23 protein-coding genes are annotated in these 24,796 nt (G+C 47.6%); 13 read left to right on the plus strand and 10 right to left on the minus strand.

Annotation, left to right across the window (positions count from 1 at the left end; translation table 11 throughout):
• Positions 1-121: 121 nt before the first annotated feature.
• The gene (locus tag QUA25_RS16660) at positions 122-1,354 is read left to right on the plus strand and encodes a hypothetical protein (RefSeq protein WP_333039690.1); all 1,233 of its coding nucleotides are present in this window, start codon (positions 122-124) and stop codon (positions 1,352-1,354) included.
• 14 nt (positions 1,355-1,368) lie between these two features.
• Here the strand turns inward: QUA25_RS16660 and QUA25_RS16665 are convergent, their stop codons facing one another.
• The 5 genes from QUA25_RS16665 to QUA25_RS16685 all read right to left on the minus strand — a co-directional run bounded on the left by QUA25_RS16665 (position 1,369) and on the right by QUA25_RS16685 (position 4,861).
• Positions 1,369-1,668 carry a (2Fe-2S) ferredoxin domain-containing protein gene (locus QUA25_RS16665; RefSeq protein ID WP_333039692.1) on the minus strand — a complete coding sequence of 100 codons (300 nt, stop codon included), beginning with the start codon at positions 1,666-1,668 and terminating at the stop codon, positions 1,369-1,371.
• Between the two features lie 121 nt (positions 1,669-1,789).
• Entirely contained in the window at positions 1,790-2,764 is a 975-nt protein-coding gene (locus QUA25_RS16670) for a cysteine synthase A (protein ID WP_333039694.1), read from the minus strand.
• A 65-nt stretch (positions 2,765-2,829) separates the two neighbouring features.
• Positions 2,830-3,414, minus strand: a complete 585-nt coding sequence (locus tag QUA25_RS16675; protein WP_333039696.1) for a Uma2 family endonuclease — start codon at positions 3,412-3,414, stop codon at positions 2,830-2,832.
• Positions 3,415-3,449: 35 nt separating this feature from the next.
• Complete coding sequence (locus QUA25_RS16680) at positions 3,450-4,031, minus strand: Uma2 family endonuclease (RefSeq protein ID WP_333039697.1); 582 nt, start codon at positions 4,029-4,031, stop codon at positions 3,450-3,452.
• A gap of 191 nt (positions 4,032-4,222) precedes the next feature.
• Positions 4,223-4,861, minus strand: coding sequence for a peroxiredoxin (locus QUA25_RS16685; protein WP_333039700.1), 639 nt, complete (start codon positions 4,859-4,861; stop codon positions 4,223-4,225).
• Positions 4,862-5,021: 160 nt separating this feature from the next.
• Between QUA25_RS16685 and QUA25_RS16690 the strand changes: the two genes are divergently transcribed.
• The 4 genes from QUA25_RS16690 to QUA25_RS16705 all read left to right on the plus strand — a co-directional run bounded on the left by QUA25_RS16690 (position 5,022) and on the right by QUA25_RS16705 (position 7,805).
• Positions 5,022-5,297 carry a hypothetical protein gene (locus tag QUA25_RS16690; protein ID WP_333039701.1) on the plus strand — a complete coding sequence of 92 codons (276 nt, stop codon included), beginning with the start codon at positions 5,022-5,024 and terminating at the stop codon, positions 5,295-5,297.
• 95 nt (positions 5,298-5,392) lie between these two features.
• Positions 5,393-5,755: a cupin domain-containing protein gene (locus QUA25_RS16695; protein ID WP_333039703.1), complete on the plus strand. Its 363-nt coding sequence runs from the start codon at positions 5,393-5,395 to the stop codon at positions 5,753-5,755.
• A gap of 548 nt (positions 5,756-6,303) precedes the next feature.
• Positions 6,304-7,185, plus strand: coding sequence for a ChaN family lipoprotein (locus QUA25_RS16700; protein WP_333039706.1), 882 nt, complete (start codon positions 6,304-6,306; stop codon positions 7,183-7,185).
• A 38-nt stretch (positions 7,186-7,223) separates the two neighbouring features.
• The gene (locus tag QUA25_RS16705; RefSeq protein WP_333039708.1) at positions 7,224-7,805 is read left to right on the plus strand and encodes an NAD(P)H-dependent oxidoreductase; all 582 of its coding nucleotides are present in this window, start codon (positions 7,224-7,226) and stop codon (positions 7,803-7,805) included.
• A 509-nt stretch (positions 7,806-8,314) separates the two neighbouring features.
• Here the strand turns inward: QUA25_RS16705 and QUA25_RS16710 are convergent.
• The gene (locus tag QUA25_RS16710) at positions 8,315-9,148 is read right to left on the minus strand and encodes an inositol monophosphatase family protein (protein ID WP_333039709.1); all 834 of its coding nucleotides are present in this window, start codon (positions 9,146-9,148) and stop codon (positions 8,315-8,317) included.
• 75 nt (positions 9,149-9,223) lie between these two features.
• Positions 9,224-10,657, minus strand: a complete 1,434-nt coding sequence (locus QUA25_RS16715) for a BCD family MFS transporter (RefSeq protein ID WP_333039710.1) — start codon at positions 10,655-10,657, stop codon at positions 9,224-9,226.
• 150 nt (positions 10,658-10,807) lie between these two features.
• Between QUA25_RS16715 and QUA25_RS16720 the strand changes: the two genes are divergently transcribed.
• The 6 genes from QUA25_RS16720 (at position 10,808) to QUA25_RS16745 (ending at position 16,929) form a co-directional block, all read left to right on the plus strand.
• The gene (locus QUA25_RS16720) at positions 10,808-11,752 is read left to right on the plus strand and encodes an aldo/keto reductase (protein WP_333039773.1); all 945 of its coding nucleotides are present in this window, start codon (positions 10,808-10,810) and stop codon (positions 11,750-11,752) included.
• A 176-nt stretch (positions 11,753-11,928) separates the two neighbouring features.
• Positions 11,929-12,444, plus strand: a complete 516-nt coding sequence (locus QUA25_RS16725) for an isoprenylcysteine carboxylmethyltransferase family protein (protein WP_333039711.1) — start codon at positions 11,929-11,931, stop codon at positions 12,442-12,444.
• 50 nt (positions 12,445-12,494) lie between these two features.
• Positions 12,495-13,931 (plus strand): hypothetical protein, encoded by a 1,437-nt coding sequence (locus QUA25_RS16730; protein ID WP_333039712.1) that lies wholly within the window; start codon positions 12,495-12,497, stop codon positions 13,929-13,931.
• Positions 13,932-14,341: 410 nt separating this feature from the next.
• Complete coding sequence (locus QUA25_RS16735; protein ID WP_333039714.1) at positions 14,342-15,928, plus strand: chloride channel protein; 1,587 nt, start codon at positions 14,342-14,344, stop codon at positions 15,926-15,928.
• Between the two features lie 158 nt (positions 15,929-16,086).
• The gene (locus QUA25_RS16740; protein WP_333039716.1) at positions 16,087-16,566 is read left to right on the plus strand and encodes a J domain-containing protein; all 480 of its coding nucleotides are present in this window, start codon (positions 16,087-16,089) and stop codon (positions 16,564-16,566) included.
• A gap of 90 nt (positions 16,567-16,656) precedes the next feature.
• The gene (locus QUA25_RS16745) at positions 16,657-16,929 is read left to right on the plus strand and encodes a DUF3143 domain-containing protein (protein ID WP_333039717.1); all 273 of its coding nucleotides are present in this window, start codon (positions 16,657-16,659) and stop codon (positions 16,927-16,929) included.
• A 316-nt stretch (positions 16,930-17,245) separates the two neighbouring features.
• On the opposite strand, the gene QUA25_RS16750 is transcribed toward QUA25_RS16745, so the two are convergent.
• The 3 genes from QUA25_RS16750 to lysA all read right to left on the minus strand — a co-directional run bounded on the left by QUA25_RS16750 (position 17,246) and on the right by lysA (position 20,548).
• Positions 17,246-17,992 carry an isoprenyl transferase gene (locus tag QUA25_RS16750; protein ID WP_333039718.1) on the minus strand — a complete coding sequence of 249 codons (747 nt, stop codon included), beginning with the start codon at positions 17,990-17,992 and terminating at the stop codon, positions 17,246-17,248.
• Between the two features lie 20 nt (positions 17,993-18,012).
• Positions 18,013-18,906, minus strand: a complete 894-nt coding sequence (gene cdaA / locus QUA25_RS16755) for a diadenylate cyclase CdaA (protein WP_333039719.1) — start codon at positions 18,904-18,906, stop codon at positions 18,013-18,015.
• A 208-nt stretch (positions 18,907-19,114) separates the two neighbouring features.
• Complete coding sequence (gene lysA / locus QUA25_RS16760) at positions 19,115-20,548, minus strand: diaminopimelate decarboxylase (RefSeq protein ID WP_333039721.1); 1,434 nt, start codon at positions 20,546-20,548, stop codon at positions 19,115-19,117.
• A 185-nt stretch (positions 20,549-20,733) separates the two neighbouring features.
• On the opposite strand from lysA, the gene rimI reads away from it, so the two are divergent.
• Positions 20,734-21,411, plus strand: a complete 678-nt coding sequence (gene rimI, locus QUA25_RS16765; RefSeq protein WP_333039723.1) for a ribosomal protein S18-alanine N-acetyltransferase — start codon at positions 20,734-20,736, stop codon at positions 21,409-21,411.
• A 742-nt stretch (positions 21,412-22,153) separates the two neighbouring features.
• Complete coding sequence (locus tag QUA25_RS16770) at positions 22,154-24,631, plus strand: ATP-dependent Clp protease ATP-binding subunit (RefSeq protein WP_006632591.1); 2,478 nt, start codon at positions 22,154-22,156, stop codon at positions 24,629-24,631.
• Positions 24,632-24,796 lie beyond the last annotated feature (165 nt).

Genomic DNA, 24,796 nt, shown 5'->3' on the forward strand with positions numbered 1-24,796 from the left:
AGCCCGGTTTCTTCATAAATTTTTCGTTCCTTAACCCAAAATTTTACAGAGAAACCCGGTTTGTTTGCGTAAATCCTAGTATAGTGATTTACTTATTGGTAACAAGCTGCCAACAATTATCATGAACCTCACCTCCCTCGAACTCGCAAAAGACCGAGCGCGCATCTTCAAAAACTACCTCCAAATGGAAATAGATGCCAAAGCTAACATAAACAAACTAGCTTTTTTAGACAGGGGCATTGAAAAATCACCTTACCAACAACACATTAAAAACTATCCCGATTATCTCAAACAGAAACCCGACGGCTTAAAAGTAATTAGCTCTATTCCCGGCCCCAATAATCCCCTCAAACTTACCCCGTTTCCCAGCGTGGTAGAACTACCTCAAATTAACTCTCAAGCTTTAAATTTTTTGCACGCAGAAATTAAGGAAGCCTGCGTTTGCATTGGTACTTTTGTAGACGGCAAAATTCAGGCGCAGTGGCTGGGAAAAAACGCACTTACCAATGCTGAGCAGTGGAGTGCCACTAAAATTATCGCACTCCTTAATATCGTCAGTCAAATAAATAGCAAATATCCCGACTGCGATATTGACAACTGCGTTGTTAGAGATGGCAACGGGCTAAGACACGATTTTTACTTTTACGATGTAGCAAAAGACATGATTAGCTATGCCTCAAATATAGGAAGTTCAAACTCCTTAGCTGCGATGTTCAAACGCTTCGATACTCGCATAGGACTAGAGCAATGGCTGAAAAGCGCTACTGGCAATAATGACCTAATTTTTCGCGGCGATTACGGCGAAAATCCTTATCTCACCAACCCAAAAATATTCGATCTCACCAAAAAACAAGTGCTTTTAAGTGCCGCAGTAAACAGCACCAAACAAAAAAATTCCGTATCTGCTTATGACTTGACCAGGCTAATTTCCATGTTAGGATGGCACTTCCACATCGAACAGCGATCGCGCATGAAAGCATCTCAGTGGAACAGCTTAGAAAGCATTGTCAGAGCAATGGGACACGACAGCGCTCGATATGTGGACGTAGCAATTAAAACTTTGGGGATGGAAGGCCTGATCACTTCTCCAGTAATTATCTCAAAATTGGGTTACGGACTGAGCTCGATCCGGGGAACTCTAGAAACAGTTTATGTGGCTTTAGTGCGGTTTGTTGACGAGCGGCCGAAGGCGGCGGGAAAGCCGGCAAAAGTCAGAACTTTGGCGATGAGTTTGCGGGCAGAAAAAGCTGTAGGCGGTTCCAGCAGTGTCGATCGCTTGGCGATCGAACAAGACGCTAGAGTCGCCGCCGAAGTCACCGAGATTCTCCGCCGGTTGTTTGCGGAAGAATTTTAAAGGCGGGCGATCGACTAATTAGAAAGTCGGTGAAACTTGCGGTAAAGCATCCTCTCCACCGGCTTTCCTCCCCGCAAATGTTGCTCAGTTATTGTCGCCACTTCTTCAGGGCAAACGCCATTGTACCAAACCTCTTCTGGCAGCACCAACACCATCGGCCCGTTGCCGCACTGTCCCAAACAACTGCTAGCAACAACTTCAACTTCTGAGGGCGACAATTTCTGAAAAGCTGCCAGTACCTTTGCTGAATTTTGCTTGCGACAAGTGCGGTTTTGACAAACAAGAACTTGCCTAGAAGATTGGATAATTTTCATATTTTTTACTTGACATTCTGCTGCATATATGCTATTTTTTATCATGGGAATAGGTGCGCGCATATACGCCCAGATTTTATATAGAGCCAGATTTTAAGGTGCGCCGCAGCGCACCCTACGGTTAATCTGGTGACAAACCTTTGGAAGCCAACCATTGTCGATCGAACAAACGCGACTGATACCGAGCCCCACCGTCGCAGAGTACCGTAACAATCGTATGTCCAGGCCCCATTTGCTTCGCTAAAGCCACAGCCGCCCCTACATTAATCCCCACAGAACCGCCCATAAACAGCCCTTCTTTCCTCAGCAGTTGGTAAATCACCCGGACAGCTTCAGTATCATCAATTTGAATGGCGTCGTCTACCGGGGCATTCTCCATATTTGCAGTGACGCGAGTGGTGCCAATTCCCTCAGTAATCGAACTACCTTCAGTCTTAATTTCCCCAGTTTTGAAATAACTGTAAAGCCCGCTGCCCATCGGGTCTGCCAAGACAATTCTAACAGCAGGATTTTTTTCTTTCAAAAACATTCCTACGCCAGCAAAAGTGCCGCCAGTACCAGTAGCTGTTACCCAAGCATCAATTTTCCCGTTGGTTTGTTCCCAAATTTCCGGGCCCGTTGTCTCGTAATGAGCTCGGCGATTGGCTAAATTGTCAAACTGATTTGCCCAGACTGCATTCTCCATTTCTGAAGCCAATCTTCCCGACAATTTGACATAATTATTCGGGTCTTTGTAAGGAACAGCGGGAACAGTCCGAACTTCAGCGCCCAAGGTTTTCAAAGCATCGATTTTTTCTTGAGATTGGTTATCGGGAATCACAATCAAACATTTGTAACCTTTAGCGTTGCAAATGTGGGCCAAACCGATGCCTGTATTGCCGGCGGTGCCTTCAACAACAGTGCCGCCCGGTTTCAGCAAGCCTTTTTCTTCTGCGTCTTTGATGATGTATAAAGCGGCCCTATCTTTAACGGAACCGCCTGGATTTAGAAACTCTGCTTTGCCGAGAATTTCACAGCCAGTTTCATCGCTGAAGCTGTTTAAGCGAATTAGTGGTGTGTTGCCGATTGTGCCTACAAAGCCATTTTTAATATCCATATTTTTTGCCTGTGTGTATCCTATGATTAATTTTTACAATAAGTTGATATTTATTGCTACCACTTTTACCAAATCCTGCTCATATTGAGTACAAATCCCGGCAAAACGGGGTCGCCGCTGACTGTCGCGGGATTCTCCAAACATTCCTCTGGCCAACCAGGACGGTAAATATAAACTCTGCGATTTTTGCGGTCAATTAACCACCCTAACTGCACTCCGGGTTCTCTCATATATTCTTGCATTTTTTCTTGCAATGGTTTGAGATTGTCAGAAGCAGACCTCAGTTCTACTACAAAATCCGGGCAAATCGGGGCAAACTTTTGCTTTTGTTCTGGTGACAAAGCATTCCATCTTTCAAATTTTATCCAAGCAGCATCCGGCGACTTTTGTGCACCTGTTGACAGAGTAAATCCTGTACTCGAAGTAAACGCTAAACCAGTACCATTTTGTTCTGCCCAAACCCACAGCGGCCCAAATATATTACCTTCTCGGTTTCCCGTCTCCGAACCAGTAGGAGGCATAATTAGCAATTCTCCCGATTTGTTGCGTTCAATGCGTAACTCACTATTAATTTGACAGAACTCGAAAAACTCGTCATCTGTCATTTGCAACTTGGGCGGTATTCGCAACACAATTGTTGATGTCAACATAATTGATTTCCTCGATCTTGGCTCCTATACTCAGCTTACCAAATCCTGCTCATATTGAGTACAAATCCCGGCAAAACGGGGTCGCCGCTGACTGTCGCGGGATTCTCCAAACATTCCTCTGGCCAACCAGGACGGTAAATATAAACTCTGCGATTTTTGCGGTCAATTAACCAGCCTAATTGCACTCCAGGTTCTCTCATATATTCTTGCATTTTTTCTTGCAATGGCTTGAGATTGTCAGAAGCAGACCTCAGTTCTACTACAAAATCCGGGCAAATAGGTGGGAATTTATCTTGCTGTTCTGGTGACAAAGCATTCCACCGTTCCAGTTTAATCCACGAGGTATCTGGAGACTTGTCACCCATTGAAAGCTTAAATCCCGTACTGGAGTCAAAACACATACCGGTTCCATCTTGCCCGGCCCAAATATACAACTCTCCAAAGACGCTACCGCTGCGATTTCCTGTTGTTCCACCAGTAGGGGGCATAATTAGCAATTCTCCCGATTTGTTGCGTTCAATGCGTAATTCACTATTGATTTGACAGAACTCGAAAAACTCCTCGTCTGTCATTTGCAATTTGGGCGGTATTCGCAACACAATTGTTGATGACAGCATTTTGCCTTTCCTCAAATCTAAAGTGTTTACACAAGATTGCACAATTTTTTTTGTAGTGAGGACTTGACTCCTCAAAAACCAGGTTAAGGACTCAAGTCCTAACTACAAGGTGGTTTGACGCGCGAATTATAGAGGTAAGGTGTGCACTGCACACCTTACATAATTAGGTTCTGCGTCCAGGAATGTTAAACCTATTTATTCGGCTGAGGAGTCATCCGCAAATAAGGCTTAATCGGCGTATAACCTTTAGGAAATTTCTCTTCCAACTCTTTCGGGTCGGTAATCGAAGGTACGATTACGCAATCGTCGCCGTCTTTCCAATCAACTGGAGTCGCAACGCTGTAGTTGTCCGTAAGTTGCAAGGAATCAATTACTCGCAAAATTTCATTAAAATTCCGACCAGTGCTCGCCGGATAAGTAATGCTCAAACGCAATTTCTTTTGCGGGTCAATTACAAAAACTGTGCGGATTGTTAAGTTGTTCAGCGAGTTGGGATGGATCATGTCGTAAATGTCGGAGACTTTACGATCGCCATCTGCTAAAATCGGATAATTGAGGGTGACATTTTGAGTTTCCTCAATATCTTTAATCCAGCCCATGTGAGAATCCACATCATCGACGCTGAGGGCAATGGTTTTGACGCCCCGCTTTTCAAATTCAGACTTTAGACGGGCCACTGCACCGAGTTCTGTGGTGCAAACTGGAGTATAGTCTTTCGGGTGAGAAAACAACACGACCCAGCTATCCCCAGCCCAGTCGTAGAAATTGATTTCGCCTTCAGACGAAGCTTGGGTAAAGTTGGGAACTGTATCGCCTAATCGCAGAGTCATAACGGATTTCCTCTAATTTTATTTAAGGACTGTTCCTTATCATGCCATAATTGCCCGGTTTCTCGATCGAGCTGTAAAGGATTCTAAACTTTTTGGTCGATCGATCGGCAATTCCACTACTGTAATGTATGTGTGGCTTATACCGCTAAATTTTCTTCCTATGCTTTACTTTCTGCTGAAGGCAATACAGCCTATTTTAGTCCCGCTGTGTTTTGTGTCCGCCTGGGGTTTAGTTTTTTTGCTTTTTTTGAGTGTCGGGCGTACTGTCACCGACTCCCTGCGTCGAGCTCAGCGGATGCACCAAATCCCTTGTGCTAACTGCGTATTTTTCACCGGCGACTACCACCTCAAGTGTCCCGTTCAGCCTACTATAGCTTTATCTGAAGATGCGATCGACTGTCCTGATTATCGAGGGCATTCGGGAATTTACGGTTAAAAAATCCGGCCGCTGCTTTACATATTTCTTAACATCTCTGGCTCTTTCAATTAAACTTAAGTTGTGGTAAAGAGATTTTCAGGAGAGGGGAAAGAATGCTAATTCAAAAGCTAAATGCCTGCGATGAGTTTATTGCTGGCGACGGTACTCAACTGCGAGAATTATTGCATCCAGACAAACAAGCTGTGGATTTGCGTTACAGTTTAGCCCACGCCGTTTTGCCACCGGGACAAACTTCTGCGCTGCACTCCCTGACGACTTCTGAAGTTTACTACATCCTCAGCGGCGTTGGGGAAATGCACATCGACGACGAAAATCAATTCGTGGAAGCCGGAGATGCAGTTTACATTCCCCCAAACGCCAAGCAGTTTATTTACAACTGTGGCACAGAGCCGCTAATATTTATTTGTATTGTCGATCCCGCGTGGCGAAAGGAAGACGAGACAATTTTCCAGTAATTTTCTAGTTTTTCTCATTTTAGGCTCGTTACCCGGCTCTGCCCGGTAACGCCTATCTAAAAGCTCTGCCTCTACTGAAAAAAACATCACAAGCCGAAAATCTCTTTTAACAACAACAGCACCCAGCCATATGTACCGAGTGATTTCCTCTTTTTCAACTTCGATGTGGAGTTGCAATAATCCTCGGATTCAGTTGCATTGCTCCCCTCTAATTAGTTGAGGAAGTATCAGCTTTGTTGGTGAGTGCTGCTATTGGTTTTTGATGAGACAGATGTGAGATTAAACAGCGTTTTTACTCCTTAGATTCTATTGTGAACTTCGCTGTGGTATCTAGAGGTTGTATCTGTCAGAGAAGCTTTTTGTTCGCTTCATATTATTAATTTAGCACCTTCTTCTAGAAGCGCAAGTACCTGCAACTAAACTTTACATTTTTAGAAGTAACCACGGATAATTATGAACTTAAATTAAGCATTGAGCTTTCTAGCTGCTCAGCTAAAATAGTAGAGTTCGGCTGTGCTTGCTGCTGCGAGAAACGGCATAATATTTGTATGAAAACAACCAAACTCATCAAACTGTGCGCCTTATCGATCGGCATCTTCCTGCTGTGCAGCAGTGTAGTGACAGCGCAAATGACGGCGAACCCTCAACCTGGGCAGACTTACACGAACCAAGAGATTCTACAACAGTTGGTAAAGGCAAAAGTCGTGTATCTGGGAGAAACCCACGATAGCGCGGAAGACCACCAAGCTCAACTAAAGATTGTCCGAGAAATGCAGCGGCAAAATCGGAAAATTGCGATCGCGATGGAAATGTTTCAGCGTCCCTTTCAAAGCGCGATCGACAACTACTTAGCAGGTAAACTGACTGAAGAGCAATTAGTCGAGCAAACAGAGTACGATCGCAGATGGCGCTTTCCCTGGGAATCTTACGCCCCCATTTTGCGGTTTGCTAAAGAAAATCAACTACCCGTCCTCGCCTTAAATACACCATCCGAAGTAACGAGAAAAGTTGCCAGTCAAGGTTTAGAAAGCCTCACGGCAGAGGAAAAAAAGCACATTCCGCCAATATCCGAAATTCGCACCGACAACGCCGAATACCGGCAACTGCTGCTAGAAGTTTTCCAGCAACACCAAAAGGCAGCACAGGGAAATAGTACGGGTTTTGAAAGATTCTTGCAAGCCCAAGTTTTGTGGGACGAAACTATGGCGGAAAAAATCGCTGAATTTGTCAAAGCAAACCCCGACTATCAAGTTGTCGTGTTGGCGGGTAAAGGACACATTATTTACGGTTACGGCATTCCCAGTCGCGTCGAGAGGCGTTTGGGAGTCGGGAATGTAAAAATGCGATCGGTTTTACTCAATTCCAGTGACAATCCTGCTTTATCGGCAGATAGACCCATTGCTGACTTTGTTTGGAATCACTCCAAATAGTACAATTATACGCGCAAGCAATAATCAGGAAAAAATCAATGACAAACAGACCAAAAATTCTCGCATTTGCCGGAAGTACCCGCGAAGCATCCTATAACAAACTGCTGGTAAAAGTTGCGGCGGCTGGTGCTACGGCGGCGGGTGCAGAAGTTACTTATGTAGATTTGCGCGATTTGCCGATGCCGCTATTTGACGAAGATTTGGAAGCAAAAGAGGGAATGCCAGAAAATGCCCGCCACTTGAAGGAATTGATGGTAGCGCATGACGGGTTTTTGATAGCTTCCCCTGAGTATAACAGTTCAATTACGCCTGTGTTGAAAAATGCGATCGATTGGGTATCGCGGCCAGCACCGGGTGAACCGGGGTTGGTGGCATTTACTGGCAAAGTAGCGGTCATTATGAGTGCTTCCCCAGGCGGAATCGGCGGTTTGCGGGGATTGGTTCATTTGCGATCGATCCTGGGGAATATTAACGTATTGGTGCTGCCGGATCAGAAAGCAATTCCCCAAGCTTTTGAAGTATTTAATCCTGACGGTACGATGAAAGATCCCAAACAGCAGGACGCTGTTGAGAATCTCGGTGCTAAGTTGTCTAATGTGCTGTCGAAATTAATCGCCTGAAGCAATAAATTCATTTTGCAGTAGGGACACAGCAATGTTGTGTCCCTAATCCTAGTATCTGTTATCTTGCTGGCTGTATCAAGTGCGATCGCAAACCGCAGACTTTTCCGAGTTTCTTCCAAAGTTTATTTTTGTATCTTCCCACAGGCTAACTCTTCGACCTAGCCAATATACCACTCATCTACTTTTTCGCACACCTCAGTAAATCTATTTACCCTTGTGCCTCTACTTAAAAACGGGTAGAATTTTATTTACGAGAGATAATAAATCGTGGAAAACTTACCACAAATTCTACCAGCACCACATCACCCGATCGACGTAAAACAAAACCACCCGATCGCAGATTGGCAGAAATAGACAAGAGTAGGCATACTTGAACCATCGGTCATCGGTCGGTATATTTCTTCCAAACAGCACGGCAGGCGTGGGAGACTCCTCCGTCACGCCTGCCCTGCCGTTTTATTTAATAATTGTTCGATTTCCTACGGGATAGCTTCGCTGCACCTAAATTACCCCATTTTTCTCTTCTTCCAAGCCTCCACAAACGGCAAAAATACCGACACCAACTCCTGCCGATTCATCACTAAAGTTGGATAACAAATCCTCCCGTAATTCTTCCCCACTTCCAGCGGAAAAATAGCCTGGGATTCCAGCGGTAGCCAAACCGCACCAGCAGCCTTCACAATTACCCAACTCCCCGCAATATCCCAAATTTTCGGAGTCGCTTCCACCCCACCCATAGCCACACCCGAAGCCACAGTCAAAAAATTGTAACTAGCCATACCCAACATCCGAATTTTACTCGGAAGATGAGGCCCGATTCCCACACTCCGGGAACACAAATTAAAAATATGATTTCCGCTCATTTTATCAGCAGTGGGACAAATCGGCCGATTGTTCAAAAATGCACCTTGAGGCATATTTGCCAATACATTGTCGCCCGCCAAATCCCCTGCATAAAAACCGTGAAAAGATTGATTCACCGGCGGCAAATGCACGCAGCCAAAAACCGGAGTTCCGCGATACAATAAACCCAAAGAAATCCCCCAAATCGGAACTCCCCGAGCAAAATTAGTCGTAGCATCCAGAGGATCGACAACCCAACACCATTCCGTATCTGGGAAAACGTGTTCTCCTTCCTCGCTCAAAATTCCGTGACTGGGAAAAGTAGATGCGATCGCACTTCTAATCTCCGCATCCGCCCAATTATCAGACTGCGTAACCAAACTCCCATCATCCTTCTCATCTGCTTGTGCAGAACCAAAATCTTTCAAAAACTGCTGGCCGACTGTCTTGACAGTAGTCTGAGAAAAACTTAAAATAGAATCCCAAAAATCTTTCATTTGCAGTTTTTTTGTATTAAGGACAAAAGCCCTTGATTAACAAGAGAATGAGGACTAAAGCTCTCACTACAAACCTTAGTCTAATTCATTTTCAAGAATAGTGGCGATCGCACTTTTAGCATTATCCTGAAACTCCCCAACATCCACCCTACCCAACAGCCAAACAGCCAGAATCATACCCACCGCCGGCACTGCAAAAACCAACCCGTAAGCTAACATCGGCACCCCAAACAAACTTCTGCCCAAATCCAAAATAGCACCGCCACTAATCGTCGCCACACCACGCGCCATCGCCTGCGACAAACCCCAAGCACCAATAAAAGTCCCCGCAGTTTCCGCAGCAGTCAAATCCAACATCAAACTCAGCGCACCCGTCGTCGTAATTCCCGAAGCAAAACCAAACAACATTAAAGCCGACTTAAACACAATTGAATTACCTGTGAATCCCGATAAAATAATCAAGCCAAAACAAGCAGCCACCGACAAACAGCCCAACCTAATCGTATTTTGCTTGCCAATGCGCGGCACAATTAAAAAACCAGTTGCGCTCAAACCGATCAGAGTACCAGTACCATAAATAGCATTCAACTGCGTAGTTTGCGAAATCGACATCTTAAAAATTTCCCCGCCGTAAGGTTCCAAAACCGCATCCTGCATAAACAAGCAAATTGTCATAATCAGCAGGAAAGTAAAAAACAAACCGGTTTGGCGGCTAGCAGTCAAAATCCGCAGCGCACTTCTCAGAGTAATTTTATCTTCTCGATTCACTGCGGACGATCGCACCCCGTACCGCGAATACTTTTTCTCAACCCCAAAAGTCGCAATCCCCACCAAAAGCAAAACAAGCGCCGGTACCTTCACAAACAAACCGTTAATCGAAGCCTGCAATACTTCCCGCGACACATCCCCATCAATTTGCTTCAGCAAACCGCTGCTAATAATCGCCCCGATAATAATACCAACCATCAGCATCGACCACACCACACCCACCAACTTCGATCGATCCTCCTCATCGGAAACATCCACCAACAAAGCAGCAAAAGGAGTCGAACTCGAACAAATAGCAATACCATAAAGCGCAAAAATCAAACCCAACAAACCCACCCAACCGTAAGTAGGAGTAGTCCACCCCACAGCCTCCAAACTGCTACCCAAGCGCCACATCACCTGCACCGCCAAAAAAGCAGAAATCACAAACAAAACCCCGCCCATCCACACATAACCCGTGCGGTGATGGCCAAACAAAGGCCTAGCATCAGACATTTGCCCAAACCACACCCTAGCCGGGGCGACAAACTGGTGCATAGCCAGCGTACCCGCCACCACAGTAGCCGGAATCGCCAACTCCTTAATCATGACGCGATTGAGCACCCCCAGGGTCAAAATCGACATCATGCCCAATCCCATCTGAAACAAACCCAACCGGAACATAGTCAGCAGGGTAACTCTCTTGATAGCAGGAGTCGCGGAATCTGTTAATCTTGAATCTGGTACACGGTCGATCGACATAACTATTCAAATAAACACAGCATTTGAATTTATAGTAACTGAGATATCGCAACCCGCCGCCTTTCCTCCCCCGGCTAGAAGCTCGATCGCGATTATTCGTATAAATTCATATAAAAATAAAGAGAATCAATAACTGTGGATTTACCAACTGTGACAACCATTACCCTAGGACAAAATGGCCCAGCCGTCATTCCCCTGTGCGTCGGAACTTGGGCTTGGGGCGACAAACTATTTTGGAACTACGGCAGCAACTACGGCGCCGCCGAAGTCGAAGCAGCATTCAAAACATCCTTAGAAAGCGGAGTCAACTTCTTCGACACAGCCGAAGTCTACGGTAACGGCTTGTCAGAAGAATTGCTGGGGCAGTTTCTCAAAAAAACCACCCAGCCCGTTCAAATAGCCACCAAATTCGGCCCCGTACCTTGGCGGATTACAGGAAAATCAGTTTCCGAAGCCTTGAGTGCCAGCTTAAAACGCTTGCAAGTAGAACAAATAACCCTCTACCAAGTGCACTGGCCTTTCACTTTTTTACTCAGTCAAGAAACCCTGATGAACGCCTTAGCCGATGAAGTAAAACAAGGCAGAATTCAAGCAGTAGGAGTCAGCAACTATTCAGTAGAACAGATGCGCCAAGCCCACAAAATACTAGCAGCAAGAGGCGTTCCCCTAGCAACAAATCAAGTCCGTTACTCCTTGCTGTCGCGGCAAGTAGAAAAACAAGGAATTGTGAGTGCAGCCCGCGAATTGGGCGTCACAATTTTAGCTTACAGCCCCTTAGCCCAAGGATTGCTTACCGACAAATACACAGCCCAAGAACCACCTACAGGAGCCCGCAAAATGGACTCCCGCTTCAGCAAAAGTGGCCTCGAAAAAATTGAATTAGTCATGTCTACCCTGCGAAAAATGGGCAGAAAGCGCGATCGCACGCCCGCCCAAGTTGCCCTAAACTGGTTGATATGCCAAAACGGAGTCATCCCCATTCCCGGCGCCAAAACCGCCAAACAAGCCCAAGAAAATGCAGGCGCATTAGGCTGGAATTTGAGCCAAGATGAAGTCAATCAATTAGAATTAATGACACGTCCTTGGCGAGAATAAATTTGTTAAGTGTTGACTGTTGACTGTTGACTGTTCGCTGTTCGCCGTAGGTTGGGTTTTACTTCACTGTACCCAACCTAAAGTTCACTTTCTTCTCCCCTCTTCCCTCTTCCTTCTCCCTCCTTCCCTCTTCCCTCTTCCCTCTTCCTTCTTCCCTCTTCCTTCTTCCTCTTACTATGAAAATATTAACTGACTGGGGCTTCACGCGCGAGGGCTGGCGCAATAACAGCCGCGGCGAATATTTAGTCCTGCTTCAAGGAGGATTGCTCACAGGATTTGTAATCTTACCAGTTTATCAACTGCCAGGATTAAAAATTCAATCAACTCAATTACTTGCTCTTACCTGGATTGTAGCAACTCTTCTCGGCTTAAGCGCCTTAATTTTAATCATCAAAGCATTGATAGACTTAGGAAAAAATCTCACACCTTTACCGTATCCCCGAGAAAACGGAGAATTAGTCCAAACAGGCATTTACGGAATAGTGCGGCATCCATTATACAGTGGTTTAATTTTAGCCGCTCTCGGGTGGACACTTTTTCAAATGAGCATATCCCATTTAATAGCCAGCGCAATATTAATAATATTTTTCGACATCAAAGCCAGCCGCGAAGAAGCCTGGTTAACCGCAAAATATCCAGACTATTCAGAATACAGCCAGCGAGTCAAAAAACTAATTCCCGGAATCTATTAACAGATCCCCTCTGCATCTGCGTTAATCTGCTTCAATCTGCGGTTAAAAAAATGAATTATAACAAAAACCTACAACTTAAACTGCTAGCATTAACACTATTTTTATGCTTATCACAACAATTAACGGCGTGCAGCTTTCTCACAAAACCCTTTCAGCTTCCCGCCTCAGCCAAACAAGAACCCTGGCCAATTCAAACAGGCCTCCGAGCAGCCATTGTCCGCGACAACATACCAACAGTCAACCGCGTTGTTTTAGTACCAGACGAAGCCACATTCTTAGCAGCAATCCAAAAATGGAATCTCAAAGGAAACTGGCCTATTCTCATCGAAGACAAAAAATATGCGCCCCTCTTTTTGCAGCGCTTTCAACCCGAAGAAATAGTCCGTTTGCCAAGCATCAAACAGCAACTGCCAAAAAATCAAAAACTCCAGCAATTAATGCTGAACGCAGCAGCAGCAGCCTGGAATGCCACCGATACTCAAACCTTAAAGGCCAAATGGACTAAACTCGGCTGGGAACCCCCAGGAGTAGTAATCACATCAGAAAACGACCCGGCACGTTCTGCAGCAGTTGCCTTAGCAGCCGCTCACGGTCAACCTTTAGTCTTTCTAGAAGGCAACTTCGGAAAACCCAACGATACCCTCAATAACACACAGTGGAAAACTCTGCAACTAGCAGTGACAAAAGCCGTCGAATCAACCGGATATTTTTACTCTCAACTCGCAGACCCGATCGACACAATCACTATTGTACGCCAACTAGCAGTCAAATATCAATCTCCTGAAAAACCAGACGAACAACTAGCCGTTACCGACGGTTTGGGACGACACCCCAACGGCGAACGCTGGGCGGCTGCAGGCTGGATTTACGGTTCCGAGGTACGATCGATCTATCAAGCCATGTGTGCCATATTTCTAGACAGCCAAACAGCCATGCTTTATGACAGTTACCCCAAGGAAGGAAATTGGGCAAAATATGAAATGGAAGAAGCAGCTAGCGGACTAAAAAGCATAGGTTTAAATGTCGAAGTAGTGCAGAAACCCGAATCTAGCTTGGAAAAGTGGCGGATTTTAGCCTCAAAACCGTGGACATTTGACTTAATATTAATGAATTCCAAAGGCTATCCAAAATCATTCCAAGTCGGCAACGGCGACGCTTCAGTTGAAGACCTACCAAAACTTCAATTTCCCGCAGCAATCCACATGATCCACAGTTGGTCAGCAGCAGCGCCAGATGACAAAAACACCGTGGCCGGGAGGTGGCTAGAAAATGGTGCTTACGCATATATTGGCAGCGTGAACGAACCTTTTTTATCGGCATTTATCCCACCTAAATTAATGGTCGATCGCCTGAAGCGAGGAGCACCCTTTTTAATCGCAGCACGCCAGCTAGAATCCCCTCCCTGGAAAGTCGCCACCATCGGCGATCCGCTAATGTCGATCGCCAAACCCCGACCAAGAATCCCGCCCAGTCAACAACCGATGTGATAGTATGCGCGAGTAACGGATTTAAAATTGGAGATTTGAGATTTGTGGTTCTAGATTTGTGGTTGTAAGGTAAAATCTCCAATCGCCAATTCTTTAATTTGAAAGTTGTTTTTTACTGAGTTATATGATACTGCGAGTTCACTGATCCGATCGGCCTAACCACCCCCACGGTAAATATAGTTAATTAGCATTATCGCCAGAGTATATCTAAGTTTGAATGTAACTGAGCATACAATCACGCCAAATCCGCCGCTCCTCAGAATCAGTCATTCCACCCCAGCAGCCAGCCCCAAAAATTTACCCTAAATTACGCCTTAATTAAGTTGTCAATTCCCCTAAAATCACTCAAAATGAAAATAAGAAATAAATTGTAATATTATATAACTTCTCACCGAAGAATTAACCGCTAAATGAGAGCCATCCCTCCTGTGGATCTGCCGCCACCCGGGCCAACCGCAGCAACTCCCCAAGCCTCCCGACTAAGTCCGCTATTCAACCGCCTGCACCCGAGCCCAGAAACCCTCCTGCTCATCCTCTCCCTAGTCATCGGGGGAGTTACGGGTGCAGGCGTCGTCACCTTTCACTACCTAATCCACTTCATCCACAGCTTGATGCTGGAAGACTTCATGGGGGCGATCGCGTCGAAAGGCTCTTGGACGCTAGCCTGCATTCCCACCCTCGGCGGAGTCATCATCGGGCTGATGCGGTGGCGATTTCGCGACTTTGGCCCGAATATGTCTTCCTTAATTGCCGCCACCCGCGGCCTGCAAGAACTCTCCCCCCTCAAACCCATCACCAAAATGGTGGCAGCCTCAGTTTCCCTCGGCACCGGCGCCTCCCTTGGTCCGGAAGCCCCCAGCGTCGAAATCGGCGCCAACTTCGGAATGCTGCTGGCTCAAGTTTTACAGCTATCCCCAGAACGGCAGCGCTTGCTCCTCGGCGCTGGAGCAGCAGCAGGTTTATCTGCCGGGTTCAACTCTCCCATCGCCGGAGTCTTCTTTGCTTTAGAAGTCGTGCTCGGCAGCACCTTCGCTACTTCGTCAGTCAGCGTAGTCTTGCTCTCCGCCGTAGTTTCCGCGCTCATCGCTCAAATCTGCTTGGGAGCTCAGCCTGCCTTTTCTTTGCCAGTCTACGATGTCCGCAGCCCCCTAGAATTGCCTCTGTACATGGGATTGGGACTTTTAGCTAGCGGAGTGTCTCTAGCCTACACAGAAGCAATTCAATTGGCCGATCGCTGTTTTCAAGGAAAAGTCCGAGGATTTGCTTGGCTCGGACGACTGCCCCGACCGCTTCACCCGATCATCGGCGGGGCCGGAGTCGGCTTAGTCGCCCTGCAATTGCCTCAAATTTTGGGTGTCGGCTACGAAACAGTCCAAGCAATGCTTCAAGATGTTAAATTTTCCTTGCCTTTGCTGCTGCTGCTGCTGTTTGTCAAACTGGCGATGACCGCAATCAGCCTCGGCAGCGGTTTAGTGGGCGGCATCTTCGCTCCGGCGATGTTTTTGGGAGCTTCCCTGGGTTCGGCTTACGGCCTCTTTTTGGAAATGCTGCCGGCAATGAGCGATCGAGTCGCCGGTCCTGCCGCCTACGCAATGGTGGGAATGGCCGCCGTCCTCGCCGGCAGCGCCAGAGCACCGCTGACAGCCATCCTGTTGATGTTTGAATTAACCCGCGATTATCGAATTGTCTTGCCTTTGATGGCAGCAGTCGGATTGAGCGTTTGGCTGGTAGAGTGGGTCAACCGCCGATCGACAGCCCACAGCCTCAACCTTCAGCAAATGGGCGTAGACGTGGCTCTCAATACACCGATCAAAGCCAGAGAACAGTTGCAGGATTGGGAAGATGTTCTGGGCGATCGCATCGTCACAGAACTGATTTCTTGCCAAATTCCCATTGAGGGCGAACACAGTATCGATCGACCAGCACCCACCGACGCCCCAGTGCTAGCCCTAGCCAACTCACAATCCTCAGAAAAAGTCAACCCCAATAAAGAATAAAAAACCGCGTGACAGCAGAAACAGACGAAGAACGGGAGAATTTAGAATTCTTCCCTCCTCCCTCTGCGTTCTCTGCGTCCTCTGCGGTTAATTCCTCTTCCTTCAGATTTCAGCTAAAATAACCAAATATTATTAACAATAGGCAGAGAGGGGCTTCGGTGGCAGGAAACGAGGCAACTGCAAAAAACAAAAGTCAAAAAATACCCGGAAAAACCCCCTTGGGCTCCACTCATTACAGCTTGTTAGGGCTGCATCCTTCCGCATCGCCGATCGAAATTCGGCGATCGTACCGGGAACTGAGCAAACTCTACCATCCCGATACCACCGAGCTGCCACCTGCAGTCGCCACCGCCAAATTTCAGCAGCTCAACAACGCCTACGCCACCCTCAGCAACCCAGAACGTCGCCTCGCCTACGACCTCAAAATAGGCTATTCTCGCGTGAACGTGATTCAGCCGCCGCCCAGTTTCAATACTCCGGTTTCGGGATCGGGCAAAAAAACTTCCAACTCCGCTTACCTAGACCCCACGGATCGACCTCTTTCCCCCGGAGAAATGTTCGCCCTGTTTATCATGGGAGCTAGCTTAATCGGATGTTTGTTACTGGCGATCGCGATCGGCTTAATTCGTGGCAATTAAAGCCTCAAATCCCAAATCTCCAATCTAAAATCGGAAATCCTCAATCCGAAATCCCCAATCTAAAATCTAAAATCTAAAATCTAAAATCGTATGACTCTTCCTTCCGCTGACACTCCTTTGTACAACCATCCACTCCCGGAAATCGAGCAGTGGCTAAAAAGCCGCGGCTGCCAGCAAGATCGGCGAGAACTCCACTGCTGGCAGATCGAGCAACTTACATGGAAAGCAGAACTCTCCCTCGATATCGACCAACTCACCGTCCGCTACATCGATGCTGGAGCCGACGGCCAAGACATTCAGCGAGCATTCAAATACTCCCTCTCACGTCAGGACATTGAAGCGGCCGTTTTCTCCGGCCCCTAATTAGATTTTAGATTTTAGATTTTAGATTTTAGATTTGTCCTCCAATCTAAAATCTAAAATCGTTATGTTGAGCCGGAGATGAGTGAAATTGGTATGAGATTTTAGATGGGGAATCCAGGTAAGAAGCATCAACCGTGCAAGCATTTACATGAGATTGCGATCGTCCCGCTCGCTGTATTGTGCTGTGCAGGACGATCGCACGTGGCGTAAAAACGTTTTTTACTTTCATGGAGATACTCGGTCACAATCGACACCTACTTGGAAACTGAAAAATCAACCAAAAAATCTAAAATCTAAAATCCAAAATCCAAAATCGTTAGACTTTGCCAAATCGGCGACTGCGCTTCTGATAATCAGACAAAGCGCGGTGAAACTCCGATCGATCAAAATCCGGCCACAGCGTCTCAGTAATGTAAATTTCCGAATAAGCCATTTGCCATAGTAGAAAATTGCTCAACCGCATTTCCCCGCTCGTCCGGATCAGCAAATCCGGGTCACAAACATCAGCAGTATACAAATAGCGTTTAAATAAAACCTCATCAATCTCCTCCGGCTGCAACTTGCCCTCTTTCACCTGAGTGGCGATCGCCCGACAAGCTTGTACAATCTCCTGACGCCCTCCGTAATTCGTCGCCACCGTAAACAAAATCCCCTGATTGTGCTGAGTGGCCGTCACAGAACGCTCGATTTGGGCTTGCAAAGACTTCGGCAAAGCCTGCAAATTCCCCATAAATTGAATTTGCACGTCCTCGTCCACCATCTCGCGCAATTCTTGCCGCAACTTTCCCTCAAACAAACTCATTAAAAAATCCACTTCCCCGGCCGGCCGCCCCCAATTCTCCGTCGAAAAAGCATAGGCCGTTAAAGCTGGAATCCCCCAATCTTTGCAGCAGCGCAGCAGTTCCTTCAAAGTGCTAGCTCCTCGGCGGTGTCCCGCAATCCGCGGCAACCCCTTCTTCTGAGCCCAGCGCCCGTTCCCGTCCATAATCACTGCTATGTGCTTAGGCAGTAGTTCTTGTTGCAGATCCTCCGGCAACTTTTCCAAGCAAATTCCTTGACTCATGGTTTCTCCCGATTACCCGACTAACGGCGCAGTATCCGTTTTAACAGCGTCACTCCCTTCAATCCTATCTGGCGTCCGAGATTGCCGATCGGAATTGGAGGCACAGCTCTTTCTCCCTCGGACGGAAACAGCTTTGCTTCCAGCAATTCCTTAAGTTTGTTGCTAGTCAAAGGTCGATTTAAACTTCCCATCTGGGCTAAAGAAATAGAACCCGTTTCCTCGGACACCACCACGCACACGCAAGCTTGCACCCGTTCCGTAATCCCCATTGCCGCCCGATGGCGGGTTCCCAACTGCCGCGACGCAGTGCGATCGGACAAAGGCAAAATTACCCCCGCCGACACGATCCGCGAACCTCGAATCAAAACAGCTCCGTCATGCAGCAAAGTTTGCGGCTGAAAGATTGTCTGCAACAATTCTTTAGAAACTTCAGCATTTAGCTTTAGTCCCGGCACCGAAAAATCTCGATCGTCGATCGGAGAATCTGTTTCTATAATTAGTAAAGCGCCCGTGCGGTTTTGCGAAAGTTCTTTTACTGCGTCCACAATTTCATCTATTACGCTGTCCGGTTCGGGTTTTTGTCGGCGATCGCGTCCAAACAATTGCCGAAATTCCCCCCGACCCAATTGTTCCAGAAATCGGCGAAACTCCGACTGCAATATTACCGCCATTGCCACAGCAGAACCCGTCACCAAGCTGTTGAGGGCAACGTGCAACAGCCTCAATCCAGCCCAGTTGCTCACCGCCGCCGCCAGCATCAAAATAATAAATCCCCGTACCATCCACAGCGTTCTGCGCTCGCCAACAATGACGAGCACCAAATACGCAAGGGCAAAAACCAGTCCAATATCGATCCCTTGAATCAATAAGGACTGAACGAGGGTCAAGTCAAAGCCAGATTGTTGATTGTTCATGGTTCATCGAACGCTACCGCCTGTGAACCGCGAACCGTGATGCACTCGAACCCATGAACCATGAACAGTTGTTATAAGGAATATGCTGAAAATCCCCGTGTTTTTAGACCGGGGAGTGTCAATCTAATCGCGTGACTGAACAAGGCAAAAGTTAAAAGTGAAAAGGCAATCATCACTAAGTAAACATGGATTGTCTTTCTTTTAACTTTTAACTTTTAACTTTTAACTTTTGAGCTCCGAGTCGTTCAGGAAGGCGGTCAAGCCTCAGCAAATCCTGGTAAGTTTCCCGCTGTATAATCGTGTTAACTTCCCCATTTCTAACTAAAACCGCTGCCGGTCGGGGCACTCGGTTGTAGTTAGAAGCCATGCTGTAATTGTATGCCCCTGTAGCCGGAACGGCTAGGATATCTCCGGCCCCACACTCTGGCAATTTGGCATCTTTAATCAGAACATCGCCTGATTCGCAGTGTTTCCCAGCAATTGTCACTGTTTCCGTTAAGGGAGCAGACATTTTGCCGGCTGCGAGGATTCGATAAACTGATTGATAGGTAATAGGACGCGGATTGTCCGACATTCCGCCATCGACAGCTATATACGTCCGCATTTCCGGAATGACTTTTTTAGAGCCAACGGTGTAAGCTGTAACGCAAGCTGTACCCACGAGCGATCGACCAGGTTCGCAAAGCAATTTAGGCAAGGGCAATTGCTGCCGCTCGCAAGCTGCTACCACTGCCTTGCAAATCGTACGAGCCCAATCTTCAATGCTAGGAGGATCGTCCGCTTCAGTATAGCGAATGCCCAACCCACCGCCAATATTAATTTCTGTTGCTGGCAAACCATAACTCTGTGCTTTTGTCAATGCCTGAACTATGACTTCGGCTAAATCGTCATGGGGTTGCAGTTCAAAAATCTGAGAGCCGATGTGAGCGTGCACTCCCACGCAAAATAACGACGGCTGTTGGCTGATGAAAGTAAATACTCGATCGAGCGAGTTGGGATCGAAGCCAAATTTACTGTCGATTTGACCCGTCTGAATGTACTCGTGGGTGTGACACTCAATTCCAGGAGTAAACCGCACCATAACTCGTGTCGGTCCACCTGTGAGGCTGCTGACACCCAATTTTCCCAACTCTGCTAAAGTCTCTAAATCCCGCCAATTGTCGGCTACGGTAATGCAGCCGTTTTCGACAGCTAGCTGTAGTTCCTCGCGAGACTTGTTGTTACCGTGGAAGTAGATTTTGTCGGGGTTGACGCCGGCTTGCAGTGCAGTGTGGATTTCTCCGGCGGATACGACATCTATGCCTAAGCCTTCGGAAGCTGCGATCGCGCAAATTGCCAAACAACTCCAAGCTTTAGAAGCATAAAGCACTTGGGATTCGCCCGGATAGTAACGCTCGAAAGCATCCCGGTACTGGGTGCAAGCCGCCCGCAGCGTTTCTTCGTCTAAAATATACAACGGCGAGCCAAATTGCTCCACCAAAGCTGTCACCTCGCAGCCTCCGATTTCCAACCGATCGCTGCTGTTAACACTGGCTGTCAGCGGTAACAGTTCTTGATTGGGCGATCGATTTTGCAGGGCCGGCTTCGACTCAGACAGATACTTAAGTCCCGATTCGACCCCGAAAGATTGAGTTGATACCATCGCGCAATAACTATCCTAGGTTATTAGTCAGCAGTCATTAATCAGCAGTCAGCAGTCGGCAGTCATTAATCAGCAGTCATTGGTCGTTGGCAGTAGACTAATGTCTGGAGACTTGTGAGTCATGACTCAAAACTAGCAACAAACAGCTAATCGCTACTGTGTTTTCCAGTGTACAATTTACAGCCGTGCGTTTTCTACAAATTAAACATCTCGCCGCCGAACACCTCAACAGTGCAGTCGAACTCGATCGCCTCTGTTTTGGCGGACTGTGGACTTTAGAAGGCTATGGGCGCGAGTTAGGCAGTCCTAACAGCGATTTACTGGGTTTGTGGGCATCGGAAACCGAGGTCGGCGAATCAGAAAGATTCGACAGCGAACTGAAGTCGATCGAGCCGAACAGCATTCTCAACTCAAAATCGCTCAGTATTGAGAGATGCTCGCCAGCAACTCCCAACTCAAAACTTACCCCAACCCTGATCGGTTTGGGTTGCCTGTGGGCAATTTTAGAAGAAGCTCACATTACAATTTTGGCAATTCATCCTCGCTTTCAAGGTCAGGGTTTAGGACAAGCTCTGCTTTGGGATTTACTAAAAAAGGCTCACTATAGACAATTAGAACGGGCAACCTTAGAAGTGCGGGAATCTAATTTAGCCGCAGTGTCACTGTACAAAAAATTTGGTTTTAAAGAGGCAGGACGGCGGAAACGCTACTACGAAGACACCGGAGAAGATGCTCTGGTAATGTGGCGCAGCGGCATAGAGAAACCCGAATTTCTGCAATATTTAGCGGTTGAGAAAGTGCAAATTTGCGAGCGGCTGCATCAGAAAAACTGGCATTTGGCGATCGATTTTTTTGAGTTTTAAATGTAATTTATTGAGTCTTTAAGTTGCATTGACAAATAATGGGTTACTCGATATAAATTTAGTTCAAAATCTTCATAGGCAATCAACTTCAGCATGGGAAGAAACCTCTGCCTGCACCATCATACTTACCGCTTTGCTTCGCGCTCGTTTGAACCGTGCAGAGTATAGTCTGAGCCAAACCCTTCGGAGTGTAGCAACACTTACTAATTGCTCAGTAGCGATCGCACAACTGACAACAGGAACAATACCCAAATCTTCAACGAATCGGGGGCAAAATTTTAGATAAAGAAAGCCCAGCTCGCTCTCGCCCTCCCAAACCAACAGATTCTTGAGATGGACAACAGCTTAAGGGTGAGTTTAGGGGATCGATCGTGAATCTAACTAATAAGTTTTGTACAAAACCTGGCCTGTCACTTGGAGAAATATCCATTTTGCGCCTGCATGACAGCCAAAAAGATTATGCTAGAATCCATCAATACGCAGTCGTAGGTTGGGCACGGGCCGAGAAGAGCAATCTTCTTGCAGTCTAGGGGAGGTTGTAGGTCAGCCACCATTTGGGTCTTCCCAGTTGAAAGCCACCCTGCAACATGAGCCTGGAATCTGCAACCGCAGCCGAGTGCGGCAGATAGGTTGGGAGTGTCGCGCTAGAATAAGCAGTACGAGTTAACACTCGAACACAAACGCTCGTTGTGCGAGCGTGACCTCGAAACGGGCACATAGCAGCAGGTGATGGGAATAAATCATGTTTGAACGCTTCACAGAAAAAGCAATAAAAGTAATCATGTTGGCCCAGGAAGAAGCTCGCCGCCTGGGTCACAACTTCGTAGGGACAGAACAGATCCTCCTGGGTCTGATCGGTGAAGGAACCGGGGTTGCAGCAAAAGTCCTCAAATCAATGGGCGTCAACCTAAAAGACGCGCGCATTGAAGTGGAAAAAATCATCGGGCGCGGTTCCGGCTTCGTAGCAGTCGAAATTCCGTTCACCCCCCGCGCCAAGCGGGTTCTAGAACTATCCCTAGAAGAAGCTCGCCAACTCGGACACAACTACATCGGCACTGAACACCTGCTGCTGGGCCTGATCCGCGAAGGTGAAGGAGTAGCGGCCAGAGTCTTAGAAAATCTGGGAGTAGACTTGTCGAAAGTCCGCACCCAAGTGATTCGGATGCTGGGAGAAACCGCAGAAGTCGCAGCCACTGGCGGCGGCGCTCGCACCAAAACTCCAACTCTCGACGAATTTGGAGCCAACCTCACTCAAATGGCGGTCGATGGCAAACTAGACCCAGTAGTCGGACGCCAAAAAGAAATCGAACGGGTAATTCAAATCCTCGGTCGCCGCACCAAAAATAACCCGGTGCTCATCGGCGAACCCGGAGTTGGTAAAACCGCGATCGCCGAAGGTCTGGCCCAACGCATCGCTAACAACGACATCCCAGACATCCTCGAAGAAAAGCGCGTCGTTACCCTCGACATCGGCTTGCTCGTCGCCGGTACTAAATACCGGGGCGAATTTGAAGAACGCCTCAAAAAAATCATGGACGAAATCCGCACGGCGGGTAACGTGATTTTGGTGATTGACGAAGTGCACACTTTGATCGGTGCAGGTGCGGCTGAAGGGGCGATCGACGCAGCCAACATTCTCAAGCCGGCTTTGGCTAGAGGCGAGCTCCAGTGTATCGGTGCTACGACCCTCGACGAGTACCGCAAGCACATCGAGCGCGATGCAGCCCTAGAGCGGCGCTTCCAGCCCGTCATGGTCGGCGAACCCACCGTTGACGAGACGATCGAGATTCTCTTCGGTCTGCGAGAACGCTACGAACAGCACCACAAGCTGAAAATCTTGGATACAGCCCTCGAAGCGGCAGCCAAACTCTCTCACCGATACATCTCAGATCGCTTCCTCCCAGACAAAGCAATTGACTTGGTAGACGAAGCTGGTTCTAGAGTTCGCTTGATCAACTCCCAACTGCCCCCCGCAGCCAAAGAACTTGACAAAGAACTCCGCCAAGTCCTCAAAGATAAAGACGAAGCGGTGCGTTCTCAAGACTTTGACAAAGCCGGCGAATTGCGCGATCGAGAAATGACCATCAAAGCCGAAATTCGCGCTATTTCCCAAGCCAAAAAAACCGACTCGGCCCGCACCGGCGAAACCGACCCATCGCCAGTAGTCACCGAAGAAGATATCGCTCAAATCGTGGCAAGCTGGACGGGCGTCCCGGTAAACAAACTGACCGAATCCGAATCGGAAAAGCTGCTGCACATGGAAGATACCTTGCACCAGCGCTTGATCGGACAGGAAGAAGCAGTGAAAGCCGTTTCCCGCGCCATCCGTCGCGCTCGAGTTGGCTTGAAAAATCCCAATCGCCCGATCGCCAGTTTCATCTTCTCCGGGCCCACCGGCGTCGGCAAAACCGAACTCACCAAAGCCCTAGCCGGCTACTTCTTCGGTTCCGAAGACGCGATGATTCGGTTGGATATGTCCGAATACATGGAACGGCACACCGTCTCCAAACTCATCGGTTCTCCTCCAGGCTACGTCGGCTACAACGAAGGCGGCCAACTCACAGAAGCAGTCCGCCGCCGTCCTTACACCGTCGTGCTGTTCGACGAAATCGAAAAAGCCCACCCCGATGTCTTCAATATGCTTTTGCAAATATTGGAAGACGGCCGCTTAACAGATGCCAAAGGTCGCACCGTGGACTTCAAAAACACGCTGCTGATCATGACCTCAAACATCGGTTCTAAGGTGATTGAAAAAGGCGGCGGCGGCCTCGGCTTCGAGTTCAGCGACAACCAAGCCGATGCTAATTACAACCGCATTCGTTCTTTGGTTAACGAAGAACTCAAAAACTACTTCCGCCCCGAATTCCTCAACCGACTCGACGAAATTATCGTCTTCCGCCAGTTGAACAAGGAAGAAGTCAAGGAAATCGCGGTCATCATGCTCAAAGAAGTGTTCGGTCGTTTGACAGAACAGGGAATCACCCTGGAAGTGACCGAAAAATTCAAAGAACGGCTGGTAGAAGAAGGCTACAACCCCAGCTACGGAGCCCGACCCCTGCGCCGCGCCATCATGCGCTTGCTGGAAGACAGCTTGGCTGAGGAAATCCTTTCTGGCCGTATCAAAGACGGCGACACCGCTGTTGTGGATGTGGGCGAGGACGGAATTGTTAAGGTGCTGCAAGGTCAAAAGCGGGAATTGCTGCCCCAAGGCGCTGAGTAAGTTTGAGTAAGTGCGATCGCGAGTTAAGTTTGGAAATAACCTATCTCGTAATCGCAAACAACTCAAAATCCTCACATAAAAAAGGTAGAGAATTTAAATTCTCTGCCTTTTTTATGAGTTAATATCAAGAGGAGAGTTATGGCATAAATCTTTGATTGATAGGGA

It is taken from the genome of Microcoleus sp. Pol17C6 (genome assembly GCF_036701145.1).
Taxonomy (GTDB): Bacteria; Cyanobacteriota; Cyanobacteriia; order Cyanobacteriales; family Microcoleaceae; genus Microcoleus.